This is a genomic window from Alcaligenes sp. LTN-3 (assembly GCF_059735605.1).
Genome location: NZ_JCAPDN010000001.1, coordinates 987052 through 1001485 on the forward strand (window position 1 = coordinate 987052; position 14434 = coordinate 1001485).

14 protein-coding genes are annotated in these 14434 nt (G+C 56.8%); 3 read left to right on the forward strand and 11 right to left on the reverse strand.

The features are described 5' to 3' along the window. Positions 1 to 44: 44 nt before the first annotated feature. From leuB to leuC, 3 genes are all read right to left on the reverse strand, one after another. Positions 45 to 1121: a 3-isopropylmalate dehydrogenase gene (leuB, locus tag AC6I6N_RS04700; RefSeq protein ID WP_094196928.1), complete on the reverse strand. Its 1077-nt coding sequence runs from the start codon at positions 1119 to 1121 to the stop codon at positions 45 to 47. A 120-nt stretch (positions 1122 to 1241) separates the two neighbouring features. Beyond that, positions 1242 to 1886 (reverse strand): 3-isopropylmalate dehydratase small subunit, encoded by a 645-nt coding sequence (gene leuD, locus AC6I6N_RS04705; RefSeq protein WP_230017937.1) that lies wholly within the window; start codon positions 1884 to 1886, stop codon positions 1242 to 1244. A 13-nt stretch (positions 1887 to 1899) separates the two neighbouring features. Further along, on the reverse strand, positions 1900 to 3303 hold the full coding sequence (gene leuC / locus AC6I6N_RS04710) for a 3-isopropylmalate dehydratase large subunit (RefSeq protein ID WP_094196930.1): 1404 nt from the start codon (positions 3301 to 3303) through the stop codon (positions 1900 to 1902). A gap of 394 nt (positions 3304 to 3697) precedes the next feature. On the opposite strand from leuC, the gene AC6I6N_RS04715 reads away from it, so the two are divergent. After that, positions 3698 to 4129: a carboxymuconolactone decarboxylase family protein gene (locus AC6I6N_RS04715; protein WP_108727574.1), complete on the forward strand. Its 432-nt coding sequence runs from the start codon at positions 3698 to 3700 to the stop codon at positions 4127 to 4129. 207 nt (positions 4130 to 4336) lie between these two features. Here the strand turns inward: AC6I6N_RS04715 and AC6I6N_RS04720 are convergent, their stop codons facing one another. From AC6I6N_RS04720 to AC6I6N_RS04750, 7 genes are all read right to left on the reverse strand, one after another. Then, positions 4337 to 4837 (reverse strand): GlcG/HbpS family heme-binding protein, encoded by a 501-nt coding sequence (locus AC6I6N_RS04720; RefSeq protein WP_205648981.1) that lies wholly within the window; start codon positions 4835 to 4837, stop codon positions 4337 to 4339. 94 nt (positions 4838 to 4931) lie between these two features. Then, a complete protein-coding gene (locus AC6I6N_RS04725) occupies positions 4932 to 5570 on the reverse strand; it encodes a response regulator transcription factor (protein WP_497943262.1) in 639 nt (212 codons plus the stop codon). Continuing rightward, positions 5567 to 7033: a sensor histidine kinase gene (locus tag AC6I6N_RS04730; RefSeq protein ID WP_497943263.1), complete on the reverse strand. Its 1467-nt coding sequence runs from the start codon at positions 7031 to 7033 to the stop codon at positions 5567 to 5569. Before AC6I6N_RS04730 ends, AC6I6N_RS04725 begins: the two co-directional genes overlap by 4 nt. 380 nt (positions 7034 to 7413) lie before the next feature. Further along, positions 7414 to 8241, reverse strand: a complete 828-nt coding sequence (locus AC6I6N_RS04735) for a M48 family metallopeptidase (RefSeq protein WP_094196934.1) — start codon at positions 8239 to 8241, stop codon at positions 7414 to 7416. Between the two features lie 66 nt (positions 8242 to 8307). Next, positions 8308 to 9369, reverse strand: a complete 1062-nt coding sequence (gene aroC / locus AC6I6N_RS04740; protein WP_094196935.1) for a chorismate synthase — start codon at positions 9367 to 9369, stop codon at positions 8308 to 8310. Positions 9370 to 9468: 99 nt separating this feature from the next. Next, positions 9469 to 10935 carry a protein adenylyltransferase SelO gene (locus AC6I6N_RS04745; protein WP_497943264.1) on the reverse strand — a complete coding sequence of 489 codons (1467 nt, stop codon included), beginning with the start codon at positions 10933 to 10935 and terminating at the stop codon, positions 9469 to 9471. 10 nt (positions 10936 to 10945) lie between these two features. Further along, the gene (locus tag AC6I6N_RS04750) at positions 10946 to 11356 is read right to left on the reverse strand and encodes a DUF2069 domain-containing protein (RefSeq protein ID WP_094196937.1); all 411 of its coding nucleotides are present in this window, start codon (positions 11354 to 11356) and stop codon (positions 10946 to 10948) included. Positions 11357 to 11436: 80 nt separating this feature from the next. Between AC6I6N_RS04750 and AC6I6N_RS04755 the strand changes: the two genes are divergently transcribed. Next, complete coding sequence (locus AC6I6N_RS04755; protein WP_230017934.1) at positions 11437 to 12792, forward strand: YihY family inner membrane protein; 1356 nt, start codon at positions 11437 to 11439, stop codon at positions 12790 to 12792. Beyond that, positions 12776 to 13237: a CBS domain-containing protein gene (locus AC6I6N_RS04760; RefSeq protein WP_094196939.1), complete on the forward strand. Its 462-nt coding sequence runs from the start codon at positions 12776 to 12778 to the stop codon at positions 13235 to 13237. Before AC6I6N_RS04755 ends, AC6I6N_RS04760 begins: the two co-directional genes overlap by 17 nt. A gap of 20 nt (positions 13238 to 13257) precedes the next feature. Here AC6I6N_RS04760 and dusA read toward each other — a convergent pair whose 3' ends face one another. Beyond that, positions 13258 to 14250 (reverse strand): tRNA dihydrouridine(20/20a) synthase DusA, encoded by a 993-nt coding sequence (gene dusA / locus AC6I6N_RS04765; RefSeq protein WP_497943265.1) that lies wholly within the window; start codon positions 14248 to 14250, stop codon positions 13258 to 13260. Positions 14251 to 14434 lie beyond the last annotated feature (184 nt).

Consider the following 14434-nt stretch of genomic DNA (forward strand, 5'->3'; position numbering starts at 1 on the left):
GTAGTACCACCTGGATATATAAAAAAATAAAACGATAGAAGATACTATCGCAAAGCCTTGAGCACTGCATCCCCCATAGCACTGGTGCTCAGCAATTGACAACCGTCTTCGTAGATGTCGCCAGTACGCAAACCTTGTTCGAGCACGCTGGCAACCGCTGCTTCGATACGTTTGGCCTGGTCTTCTGCATTGAGCGAGTAGCGCAGCAACATGGCAGCGGACAAAATAGTGGCCAAAGGATTGGCTTTGTCCTGACCGGCGATATCGGGTGCCGAGCCATGGCTAGGTTCGTACAAACCTTGCTGGGATGCGTTCAGAGATGCCGAGGGCAACATGCCGATGGAGCCTGTCAACATGGCCGCTTCATCCGATAGGATATCGCCAAACAGGTTGCCTGTGACAATCACGTCGAATTCTTTTGGTGCGCGCACCAATTGCATGGCGGCATTGTCCACGTACATGTGGCTCAATTCCACGTCCGGATACTCACGGGCCACATCAATCATGATGTCGCGCCAGAACTGGGATGTTTCCAGCACATTGGACTTGTCCACGCTGCACAAACGCTTTTGACGTTTTTGTGCGGCCTGGAAACCCACGTGGGCAATACGGCGCACTTCGCTTTCGGCATAGTGCATGGTGTCAAAACCCTGACGCTCGCCAGCAAAGTTGCCCTCTTCCACGGTACGCACACCGCGCGGCTGACCGAAGTAGATATCGCCCGTCAGTTCACGCACGATCAGGATATCCAGACCGGACACGACTTCTGGTTTCAGGGTGGAGGCGTTAGCCAGTTGCGGGTACAGAATGGCGGGACGCAGATTGGCGAACAGGCCCATGGCACGACGCAGGCCCAAAATAGCTTGCTCGGGACGCAGGTGGCGCTCCAGCGAATCGTATTTCCAATCACCCACAGCCCCGAACAACACGGCGTCGGAGCGTTGGGCCAGGCTCAGTGTTTCAGGTGGCAGAGGATGGCCGTGCAGGTCGTAAGCGGCGCCGCCCACCGGAGCCACGGTCATTTCCAGATCCATGCCCAGAGCGCCCAGTACGCGCTGAGCTTGTTCGGTAATCTCGGGACCGATGCCGTCACCGGGCAATACTGCGATTTTATGAGTCATGATGAGTAGGACGTAAAAATTAGAGAGTAAGAGTGAAGAGCGCCGGCCCGACGACCGAAGCATCTTGGCCGCCATAGGCAGGCCGCAACAGCGAGGCTTCTACAAGGCCGGCACCCATGTTCAAGGTTGGCCGACCAACCAAGGGTGGCGGGCCAGACGCTCGGCCTCGTACTGACGGATCATGTCCGCTTTCTGCAAGGTCAGACCAATTTCATCCAAGCCATTCAAGAGGCTGTGCTTGCGCGAGGCATCAATGGTGAATGGCAACTCCCGGCCTTCAGGTGTGATGACGCGCTGCTCGGCCAGATCAATACGCAGCTTGTAGCCGGGAAAAGCTTTGACTTCATCGAACAGTCGGGCAACATCCAGCTCGTTCAGGACAATAGGCAGCAAGCCGTTCTTGAAGCTGTTGTTAAAGAAAATATCGGCGAAAGACGGCGCAATGATGGCGCGAAAACCATATTGCATCAGCGCCCAGGGCGCGTGCTCGCGGCTGGAGCCACAGCCAAAGTTCTTACGCGCCAACAGCACAGAAGCGCCCTGGTAGCGGTCCTGGTTCAGCACAAAATCCGGGTTCAGCGGACGGCGGGAATTATCCATGCCGGGTTCACCGTGGTCCAGATAGCGCAGTTCGTCAAACAAGTTGGGGCCAAAGCCGGTGCGTTTGATGGATTTGAGGAACTGCTTGGGGATGATCAAGTCCGTATCCACATTCTCCCGATCCAAGGGTGCGACCAGACCTTCATGAGTAGTAAATGCTTGCATGGTGTGGATTTCCTCAGTTGAACGAACGCACGTCGACAAAATGGCCAGCAATAGCGGCGGCAGCCGCCATGGCTGGGCTGACCAGGTGGGTACGACCACCCTGCCCCTGACGTCCTTCAAAGTTACGGTTGGAGGTCGAAGCGCAACGCTCGCCAGGTTCCAGACGGTCGGCGTTCATGGCCAGACACATGGAGCAGCCGGGCTCACGCCATTCAAAACCAGCATTCAGGAAAATCTTGTCCAGACCTTCTTGCTCGGCCTGACGTTTCACCAGACCGGAGCCAGGAACAATCATGGCTTGCTTGACGTTGGACGCCACTTTGCGACCCTTGGCCACGCTGGCGGCCGCACGCAAGTCTTCAATTCGGGCATTGGTACAGGAGCCAATGAATACGCGATCAATGCGAATATCGGTCAAAGGCATATTGGGCGTCAGGCCCATGTATTCCAGGGCGCGTTCCATGCCGTTGCGGGCAACGTCGTCCTTTTCCTTGTCTGGATCCGGTACGCGGCTGTCGATAGGCAACACCATTTCCGGTGACGTGCCCCATGTCAACTGAGGGGTGATCTGACTGGCGTCGATACGGATCACGCGGTCAAATTCGGCGCCTTCATCGGTATGCAAGGTGTTCCAGTAGGCCACGGCTTGATCCCACAACACGCCTTTGGGCGAGTAAGGACGGCCACGCAGGTACTGAATGGTCTGTTCGTCCACCGCCACCATGCCCGAACGCGCACCGGCTTCAATCGCCATATTGCACACGGTCATGCGGCCCTCCATGGACAAGGCGCGAATCGCCGAGCCGCCGAACTCAATGGCATAGCCTGTACCACCGGCCGTCCCGATCTGACCGATCACATACAAGATCAGGTCTTTGGCGGTACAGCCAAAAGGCAGCGTGCCGTCCACCTGGATCAGCATGCTTTTGCTTTTCTTCATCAGCAGAGTCTGGGTGGCCAGCGTGTGCTCCACTTCCGATGTGCCGATACCAAAAGCCAAAGCGCCCACGGCTCCGTGCGTGCTGGTGTGGGAGTCACCACAAACCACCGTCATGCCGGGCAAGGTGGCGCCCTGCTCGGGGCCAACAATGTGCACAATGCCCTGACGCACGTCGTTCATGCGGAACTCGGTAATACCGAACTCTTCACAGTTGGCGTCCAGGGTATCAACCTGCAGGCGCGAGATCGGATCTGTAATGCCGTTCTGGCGGGAAGTGGTGGGAACGTTGTGGTCCGCCACAGCCAGGTTGGCACTGATGCGCCACGGCTTGCGGCCAGCCAGTGTCAGACCTTCAAAGGCTTGGGGGCTGGTCACTTCATGCAGCAAGTGGCGATCAATGTAGATCAAACAGGTGCCATCCGCGTCCTGATGCACGACGTGTTCGTCGAACAACTTATCGTATAAAGTTTTTGCCATTGCGCTCTCGCGATTCAGTTAAGACGACAACCCGCACAGAGCAGGCTGCATATAAATTTTTTCTTATTATGACAGGCGCAGTAACTGGGACAAGGACATTCACTATCCTAGTATTAGAACTACCAGGATAGCCAAATAAAGAAAAAGCCTAGCAGTCTCAACATGATTGAAGGCCCTACTGGCGCGACAGCGCACGGCCGGCATCCGGTCACCGGGGCACAACTGATATTTACTGATTTCCAGTCATCAATGACTAGGGCATTACTCATGCATAATCGGTCAGTAAAGCACGTGGCCTAGAGGAATAAGCAGGCTGCTAAAAACCGGAAGAATCAAGCATCGCTAACGAACGGTAGCTTGCTCCCCCCTTGTCTTACTTTCGATTGGATACGCCATGAGTACACTTCGCCTTCCCTACGACACCCTGTCTCCCAAAGCCTATCAAGGTCTGCTGCAAACGAAGCTGGCATTGGACAAAAGCAGCCTAGGTAAAGAGCTGATTGAGCTGGTGAACCTGCGAATTTCACAAATCAATGGCTGCTCCTTCTGCCTGGAGATGCACGCCTCATCCCTACGCAGCTCGGGCGTGGCCAATGCCAAGATAGACAGCCTGGCAGGCTGGCGCGTTAGCACGCACTTTAACGAACGCGAACGTGCGGCCCTGGAATGGACGGAATCGGTGGTGGATATCGCCCACACCCATGCCGCGGACGAGCACTTCGAGCCATTAAAAGCCCATTTCAGTGAGGCAGAGATCTCAGACCTGACTTTTGCGATTGCCTTGATGAGCGCCTTCAATCGTCTGGCCATCAGCATGCGCAGGTAAACGCGAGGAATGATTCTGCAACGGCAAGAAGCAAGATACCTACGCCACAACCCGCTTCAGTCCATCGGTGCCCGATAAATATCGCTGCACTACATCGAACTTGAACCGCTCGTCGTACTTCGCCATGTCATAACCCCCGAAAGTTGGAGTAATGTCCAAGCTTCGGGGGTCAATTCAGGGGCGGCTCCCCAGTCTGCAGGAATGCGTTTACTTCAAATCGGCCTTCAGGGTTTCCAGGGCCGCTACAGCGCACGCTTCGTCCAGGTGGCCGCCAGGCGCACCGCCCACGCCGACGGCGCCTATCGTGTCATTGCCGACCTTGACCGGCACGCCGCCGCCCAGCAGCAAAAAACCCTGGATATCACCCAGATTGGCGGCGCCAGCATTTTTCTGCGAACCCTCCAGCATGGCACTGGTCAAGCTACGGGCCGAAGCGGACGTATAGGCCTTGTCGATACTGGCATTGACCGTATGCGGACCGGCCTGGTCAGCGCGTTGGAACGCACGCAGCACGCCGGCACGGTCAACCACAGCCGCCGCCACGTTATAGCCTTTGGCCGAACATTGCTTGACGGTTTCGGCAGCCAGACGATTAGCCAGATCCAGGGAGATGTTTTTTTCGGTCAGCACACCCTGGGCCTGGGCGGCACCAGCGGCGAACAACAAAGCCATCAAAAGGGAAGAGCGCAACATAGCAGTAATCTCCATTTATCAGTTCCGACAACATTGTCGGCATGGAAAAACTATACTTGCGCCGCCCGCACGGGACTATTCGGACGCTTACCCTCGCCTCTACGTAGTTTTACGGAGAGGCACTCACCAAACTGGCGTAATACCGAATCAGGTGGGCCAGGTTATCGACCTGCAGTTTGGCAAACAGGTTGGCGCGATGCGTTTCAACCGTACGGGGCGACAGCGACAGCGCCCGACCTATCTCCTTATTGGTCAGGCCCTCGACAATCAGCGCCAGCACCTCGCGTTCGCGTTCGGACAAGCTGGTGTAGCGCTCACGCGCCCATTGATCGGCCGCAAAGCGCTCACGGCGGCGCACGTGCTGGCGCACAGCTTGCTGTACCGCGTCCAGCAGAACATCGTCACCGACCGGTTTTTCCAGGAACTCGACGGCGCCCACCTTGAAGGCGCGCCGGCACATGTCTACCGTGCCGTGCCCGGTCAACAGAATGATGGGCTGGTCCACGCCTTGCTCGACCAAAGTATCGAGCAAGGTCAGTCCGCTGATGCCAGGCATGCGCACATCAAGAATCAAGGCCCCGATAGACTGCCGATCGAAAGACTCCAGAAACTGCTGCGGATCCGCCCAGGTCTGCACCCGCAGCCCTACCGTGCCGATCAGCAAGGCCAGACTTTGACGCACGGCGGCGTCATCGTCCAACAGATGGATCAAGGGCGATAAGCTGGGGCCATTTTCGGTCGGGTTCATGATGATTCTTCGTCCACTCGTTGCAGTTCCAGCGCAAACACGGCCCCTCCCATGGGATCGTTGAACGCTGTCAAGCCACCGCCCATGGCCTGAGCCAGGGACTCACTCAGGCTCAAGCCCAGGCCCAGGCCGTCGGAGCGCGTCGTAAAGAAGGGCTCGAACACGCGATCCAGATGCTGCGGGTCGATTCCCGGGCCGTTGTCACGCACGGTCAAGACCACGCGCCCTTGTCGCGGCAGCACCTCGATCCAGATACGCGGATGACTGATCTGGGCGGCGCCCAAGGCGGATACGGCATTATTGAGCAGATTATGAATTATCTGTCCCAGCGCCACGGGCTCGCCGACCACATCGACATCATGTGGAGGAAGACGTTTCTCCAGGGTAATGCCATGCCGTTCCAACTCCGGCATCAGCAAGTGCACAGACTCCTCCAGCACCTGGGTCAAGGACAACGGGTAGCACTGATCAGCCAGCCCGCTTTCACGCAGGCTGTGCCGCAGACGCGTCAGCACGCTGGCCGCCCGCCTGATCTGCTCCACCGAGTGTGCCATGGCCTCACGCGCAGGCTCCAGGTCGGGGGGGTCTTCCTGCAACAGGCGCAGACTGGCTTGGGTATTAGCCAATACGGAGGTCAAAGGCTGGTTCAATTCATGCGCCAGACCCGCAGCCATTTCGCCGAGCGAATTCAAGCGGCCCACCTGCCCGATACGCAGCAGCTCCTGCGCACGCAAGGTCTGCTCACGTTGCTTGCGCACATAGATGATCAGCGCCACCAGCAAGGCGCTGGCCAGCGCGAACAGCGCCACTTGCCCCCAAGGCAGGTCGGCATAGCTCACGACGCGACGCGTGTGCAATTGAAAACGCTGGCTGGGGGAGGCCAAGGTCTTGCCAGACTGAAACACCACAGGCCCGGCATGGTCCAACCCCGGACTGATCACCCATTGTTGATCCTGCCACTCCAGCACCACGCGCACCGGGCTGCCATTACGCCGGAAAGGCCATTCGTCCCAGGCGATGGCGGCATTCAAGTCCAGCAGCACGGCAAAGCTGGCCGGGTGCGCCGCCGCCAGCAGGACATACCGCCCCTGTGCCAGTCGCACGTCCGTCAATACGGCGCGCTCGGTCTTCAAGGACTGCAACTGCGCCTGCTGCCACTGAGGATTGGCCCACGCGATATCGCTCTCTTCGCGATAGATCGCCATGACCTGGGGAAACATGGCTTCCAGCGCTCCCAGACGTTCAATGCGCTGCACAGGCGGCTGCAACAGAGCCAGCATCTGCAAAATGGCGTCATGCTGGGCAAGACGCTGACCCAGCAGCCGGTAGGCAATATTGCTTTGCACCGTGAACGCCTCCTGTTGCCGCGACAGTTCAACGCGCGTCAACACGGTGGCACCGGCCAAGGACAGGCCGAGCCAGATCAAAAAACCATACAGAAAGGTACGATGGCGCGATCTCATGGGTGCATTTTGAGGATGGGAAGCAATTAGGTAAATAGGCCAACTGGTTGATAAAACCAGGGTTTCCTATATTAAACAATGCCCCTGTCCCGCACCGTTGCGAGCGGTGAGCTCTGGATCCGCAAGGCCGGCGGCAGCTTCTGCGAACGCACGTGTCAAGGACCGTCGGCCAAGGACAGGCCTGCACTGCAAAAACCTAAGGTCAGCCCAATTTTTGCAAGATAATCGATACGGAATAAAGTAAGCCTGCTTAAATCTATCCGGAGTCTATATGGGGACATCTGTTCCCGCTCCATGATGAGAGCGACGCTTGGCAATCCTCAGAAAAGCCTCATCAAGGGCATTCTTTATTTCAAATTCGACTTCAAAAAATCAGCCTTTCACGGCTTAGCCGCCTGCTGATACAAAGGCATGACCCGCTCCGAGATTGCCTGTAAATCTGCAATCCGGGTTGAAGAAGCCGGATGGGTAGACAAAAATTCCGGCTGACTTCTACCCTGCTCCAAGGCTCCCATCTTCTGCCACAAAGTCACTGCCGCACGCGGGTCGTAGCCTGCTCGCGCAGCCAGCTCAACACCAATCAAATCCGCTTCGGACTCATGGGTGCGGCTATTGGGCAACTCAAACATCACTTCGCTAAGCGTACCGCCCAGATCATTCACCGCTTGCACGCCGGTCAGGGCGGACAGGACAGTCAAGCCAAAGGAGGTCGCCATTTTCTGGGAAACCTGCTCACGCGAATGCTCGCGCAAGGCGTGGGCCATTTCATGGCCAATGACGGCTGCCAGTTCCGCGTCCGTGGGTTGAATCCGTTTGATCAAACCACTGAAAACCGCCATCTTGCCACCCGGCATGCACCAGGCATTAACCTCGTCCTCATTGATGACGTGAACTTCCCAGTTCCAGGAGCGGGCGTCCGCCCGGAAAACACCGACTTGGCCAATCAGACGTTGGGCAATGGTTTTGACCCGACGAGTCTGGGACGCGTTCGTATCCAACGCCTTTTTCTGCCGCGCCTGAGACAGCACCTGAGCATAATTCTGGGCGGCCACCTGATTCAGCTCGGCTTCGGACACCAGATTGGAAATGAACTGTTTACGCTCGACCCCCACCGCCCCGCTTTGCGTGGTCTGCACCGAGGCGCAGCCCGTCATGGCCAGTATCAAACCGGCTGCCAAAAAGCGTTTTCCTGTCGCCATACCTTTCATGCTCAGCTCCAAAAAACAAATCCGACAAGAAGATGAAGTGCTAGGCCCCTGAGCAAACCCTCAGACTCAGACACCGCACTGCGAGCGATGACGCAGGCAATGATCCATCAGCACAATCGCCAACAGGGCTTCGGCAATCGGTGTAGCACGAATGCCCACACAAGGATCGTGGCGACCCAGTGTCTGCACCTCGACCGCTTCGCCCGCACGGTTCACAGAAGGACGCAGGGTGCGAATGCTGGCGGTCGGCTTGATCGCCAGGGAAACCGTCACGGCTTGCCCGGACGAAATACCGCCCAGCACACCACCGGCCTGATTGGTCTTGAAACCGTCCGGATACAGCGCGTCACCGTGCTCCGAGCCTTTTTGCGTGATGCAATCAAAGCCAGCGCCAATGGACACACCTTTGACGGCATTCAACCCCATCATGGCGTGGGCGATATCGGCATCCAGACGGTCGTAAATAGGCTCGCCCCAACCGGCAGGTACGCCTTCGGCCACCACTTCAATACGGGCGCCAATGGATTCACCTTCTTTGCGCAGCTCATCCATATAGGCTTCCAGCTGCGGCACCACGTCCAGATCCGGCGCGTAAAAAGGGTTTTGCTCGACCACATCCCAGCTTTTAAAAGGAATCGCGATAGGACCCAGTTGGCTCATATAGCCGCGAATCTTTACGCCAACGTGCTCGGCTAGCCATTTCTTGGCAATCGCACCGGCTGCGACGGTAGGTGCAGTCAGACGGGCCGAGGAACGACCACCGCCGCGCGGGTCACGGTTCTCGAACTTCTTCCAGTAGGTGTAATCGGCGTGTCCGGGGCGAAAGGTGTCCAGCAAATTGCCGTAATCCTTACTGCGTGCATCGGAATTACGAATCAGCAGGCTAATGGGCGTGCCCGTTGTACGGCCTTCGTAAATGCCGGACAGGATTTCCACCTGATCAGGCTCGCGGCGCTGAGTCACGTGGCGCGAGGTGCCAGGACGGCGGCGATCCAGTTCAAACTGAATATCCTGTTCAGACAGCTCCAGGCCCGGAGGGCAGCCATCAATCACTGCGCCAATCGCTGGACCATGAGATTCGCCGTAATTCGTGACGCGGAAACTTTTACCTAGAGTATTGCCGGACATAGAGAGAGTGAACGCAAATAAAGGGGGGGAAATAAAAGACAGGCACGATTATGGCATTGTTCCCGAATCCGGACATGTTCTGCATCGCACCGGGTTATTTTAGGAAGAGCAGCTGACTGCCAGCTCCGCACTGCCCTCAGGTGGCGGCATGGCATAAGCCTCAAAGCCGGCCCGCTCGGTGTAGGGATCGCGCAGCAACATCAGCAAGGTATCGATTTCGCTGGCATCGTCCTTGGCAGCGGCCTGAATGGCCTGCTCGGCCAAGTGGTTACGCAGCACATACAAGGGATTGACGCGATTCATAGCCTCGCGCTGCTCTGGCGTGTCAGAGCCGTCCAGTGTCAGACGTTGGCTATAGGCTTGCCACCAAGCCTGAGCCTGATCTTCAGAACCTTCAAACAGGCTCAGGAAAGCCTCGGGCGCCTTGCTGGCCTGTGCCAGAGCACGGAAGGACAAGGTGAAATCCGCCCCGCTGTTATGCAGTAAGCGCCACCAATCATCGACCAGTTGGGCATCATCAGCCTGCCAGGTACGCAGGCCGAACTTGGCCTGCAAGTTGGCGTGATAGCGATTCAGAAAACTGGCTTCAAAGGTTTGCAGATGCGCTTTGACCGTTTCAACATCTGGCTCCAGCACCATCAAGGCGCTGGCCAGGCGGTACAAGTTCCAATGCACAACCGCAGGCTGCGCGTTCCAGGCATAACGGCCTTGGTTGTCGCTATGATTGCAGACGTGATTCACGCGGAATTGATCCATGAATCCGTACGGGCCGTAGTCAATGGTCAGGCCCAGAATGGACATATTGTCGGTATTCATGACGCCGTGACAAAAACCGACGGTTTGCCAGTCGGCCACCATCTGGGCGCTGCGGTGCGTGACTGCCTGCAAGAAACGGCAGACGCGCTCTTGCTCCGAATCGCCTTCGAGCAGCAGTTCCGGATAAAACTCTCGTAATACGTAGTCCAGCAACTCACGCACACGCGTGGCGTCACTAGCCCAATGCTCGAACGAGCCAAACCGTACAAAGCTGGGGGCAACACGGGTCACAATCGCGCCCGTTTCCACGGTCTCCCGGTACACAGGCGTATCCGAGGTCACCAGGGCCAAGGCCCGGCTGGTGGCAATACCCAAACCGGCCATGGCTTCACTGGCCAGATATTCGCGCACACTGGAACGCAGCACGGCACGGCCATCGCCCATACGGGAGTACGGGGTTTTACCGGCGCCCTTCAACTGCAATTCCTGCGGGCCCGTGGGCGTGTCGATTTGCCCCAGCAAATGTGCGCGGCCATCGCCCAATTGCCCAGCCCAGACACCGAACTGATGACCACTGTATACAGCCGACACCGTCAGGCCACCGGGCAAGGGAGCCTGGCCACTGACCACATCCAGGAACTCCTGCTCACCCAAACGGGAAACATCCAGGCCCAGTTGCGCCGCCAATTCTTTATTGACATGCAGCAAGCGGGCATTGGCCAAGGGTTGCGGCGGAACCGCCGTATGGAAAGCCGATGGCAGATCGGCAAAATGGTGACTGATGGCCAGGCCATCGAACAAGCTGGACATACAGACCCCCTTAGGCCGATTTGGCGGCTTTGGCAGCCTCGGCTTTTTCGGCCTTGCTACGCTGCTTGGCCGCTTTCTTGGCTGGCCAAAGATAGAAAATGGCGCAGAAATAATAAATCAGCGATAAGACAATTTCTGCCATCGCCCAGGGCAACACATCCGCCACCGGGTCAGACCAGGCACGCATGACCCCTTCTGCGAAATACAGCAGAATCATCATGGACGTCCATTGCAGGGTATACAAATTGCCCTTGAGCACGCTGCGCAGCGGCAGCACCAAAGGAATCACTTTCAGCACCAGCCAGGAGCCGCCGGGTTTCAAGGGCGCAAAATGAAGCTCCCAGGCCAGGCACAAAGCAATCAAGGCGACCAAAGCCAGGGCCGCCACTCGATGAAGTATGGGGTTTAAAGGTTCATGCATGCTGTTATTATCACCTGAACCCTGTCGAAAAGCAGCGTCCGCCGCATCAAACCGCTATGAAAAACGACGAGAACTTTCCTATGTCCTCTGAGCAAGCTGAACAAACAGACTTGAATCCAGAAAACATCGACCCTGCTTTGCGGCAGGAGCCCGCGCCCGCCCCCACTGCCAAGCACCATTTTTTAAGTGTGGCGCGCTTTGCCATCAAACGGGTGGCCGAAAAAGATCTGATGAAGGTGGCCTCCAGCCTGACCTACACCACCATTTTGGCCATTGTGCCCATGTTGACGGTGGTGCTGGCCCTGTTCACCGCTTTCCCCCTGTTTCAGGAATTTGAAAGTGCTCTGGAAGGGTTCTTGACCCGCAATCTGATGCCCGAGGTGGTATCAGAGAACATCATGCTGTATCTGAACCAATTTGCTGCCAAAGCCTCCGGCCTGACCGCAGTGGGTAGCTTGTTCCTGATTGTCACGTCCATCATGCTGATCATGACCATTGACGAGACCTTCAACAATATTTTCCAAGTTCATACGCAGCGCCCCCTGGGCCAGCGCCTGCTGGTGTACTGGGCCATTATCTCGCTAGGTCCGATTCTGACCGGTGCCAGCCTATGGGCCACCACCATTCTGGCGCGGGAGTCCATGGGCTATATCGGCAACCTGTCTGGCATTGTCTCCTTTGCTCTGGCCTATGTGCCTTTCCTGTTTACGACCCTGGGTCTGACGGCGCTATTCATGTATGTGCCCAACCGCCGCGTGTGGTGGCGTGATGCCCTGATCGGCGGGGTGGTCACTGCCGCCTTGCTGGAGTTGATGAAAGCCGGCTTTGCCTTTTACCTGACTCGCTTTCCCACCTACACGATTATTTACGGTGCCTTTGCCATCCTGCCGATCTTCCTGCTGTGGATTTATATCTCCTGGCTGATCGTCTTGCTAGGCGCTTCCATGGTGGCAATTTTGCCCGATTGGCGTGGACGTAACTGGGTCAAGACCAATGTGCCCGGCATCGCTTTTACCGATGCCGTCAACCTGCTTTATCAGTTGTGGCTGACCCGCCAGAACCAGCAAGGGCTTAGCGTACGTGAACTCAGCCACAAGCTGGAACGCGACCCGGACGAGCTGTACGTCATATTGTGCAAGCTCAAATCCATGGGGCTGATTGCTGACACCCAGCAAGACAGTGACGAGCAATGGGTGCTCAGTTGTGATTTGCGTCAAGTCAGCCTGAAACAACTGACCAACGCATTTTTGCTGGACCGCGCCCATACTCACGAGGGTCCGCTAGAATATGTATTCAATTATCTTTCTCAGTTTTTCGATCAGCGACTATCCAATCTGGAAGAACTGTTTGAGTCGCCGCAAGGCATTCTGACAGGACAACCAGCCATACTAAACGCCGATCCCGGTCAGGAGACCCAGTATGCTAAAAGTCAGTGAAATCCTGCGTGTCAAGGGAGACACGCTTTATACAGGCACCCCCGAAATGACCGTCGAAAAAGCGGTACAGAGCATGAGCGAGCTGGATATTGGTTCGCTGGTGATCATGGAACATGGTCAGTTGGTGGGTATGTTGACCTTTCGCGAGATCATTCGCCACTGGCACGCCCAGGGTAATAAAGCCCAGGGGTTTACCGTGCGCAGCATCATGGATGACGCCCCCGTCAGTGTGACCCCCAACACCAGCGCCGACGAAGTGCAGCGTCTGATGCTGAACAACCATGCACGCTACATGCCCGTAATGGATGGCCCGGTGCTGATGGGGGTTATTTCCTTCTTTGATATGGCGCGCGCCATTGTTCACGCCCAACAGTTCGAGAACAATATGCTCAAAGCCTATATACGCGACTGGCCTACCGATTCCGAGCAGGCCAGCGCGCCCTGATCCACCGAGTCCAGCCGCCTTTACTGTCGGCGCTGCAATTGCTCCCAGGCCTGCGCAAGCAGGCCTGGGTCGTTTTTGGCCAGCCAGGTGTGATCCGACAAGGTACGACGCCACTGGCGTGCGCCCTTCTTGCCGTGCGGCCAGCCCAGCATGCTCTTGATCACAATGCGCAACGGAACACCGGCCTGAACATGATGCCGCGCATACGCAATCATCTGTTCGACGACCGAATCTTCATCCAGCAGTACATCCTCGGGCCACAGGCGACGATGAATCTCACTTAATATCGCAGGCGTATGCCAGGCGGCCCGGCCCAGCATCACACCATCGAACTGTTCTTCCAACGCGACCGCCTGATCAGGCTCCTGAATGCCGCCATTCAAGATGAACCGTGCATCAGAAAAGTCCTTTTTCAGTTGCATGGCCATGTCATAACGCAAAGGTGGAATCTCCCGGTTGTCCTTGGGCGACAAGCCTTTCAAAACCGCATTGCGGGCATGCACCGTAAAGACACGACAACCGGCCTCGAACAGCGTCCCCACAAAATCTCGCACAAAATCATAGGACTCGTTGTAATCCAGCCCCAGCCTGTGCTTGACGGTAACAGGTACAGACACCGCGTCCTGCATGGCTTTCACACAGTCAGCCACCAATTGCGGCTCGTTCATCAAACAGGCACCAAAAGCGCCTTTTTGTACTCGCTCCGAGGGACAGCCGCAGTTCAGATTAATTTCGTCATAGCCCCACTTTTCACCGGCCAGGGCACTGGTGACCAAGGCGTCCCGATCGCTGCCACCCAGTTGCAAGGCCACCGGATGCTCGGCCTGATCAAAATCCAGATGGCGCGCCTGATCGCCGTGCGTCAACGCGCCGGTGGTGATCATTTCCGTAAACAGCAAGGTGCGCGGCGCCAGCAGTCGATGAAAAAAGCGGCTGTGGCGGTCAGTCACGTCAATCATGGGCGCCACACTCAAACGCCACATCTGGCTATCCGGCATCACAAAATTAGTCATAAACAGGGAGCAAAGAGCCTGATAACAGGCTTGGTAAAAAGGGAAAACACCCATTTTAATGGTTTCAGCCGACCACAGGATGAAGATAAAGCGCGGTAAATCGTCGCAAGGCCCCAAAAAACCGGCGCACTAGTCTAAAATCGGCCGTTTGACCTACTCGCGCGCCTAATAGTGCGCCAACAAC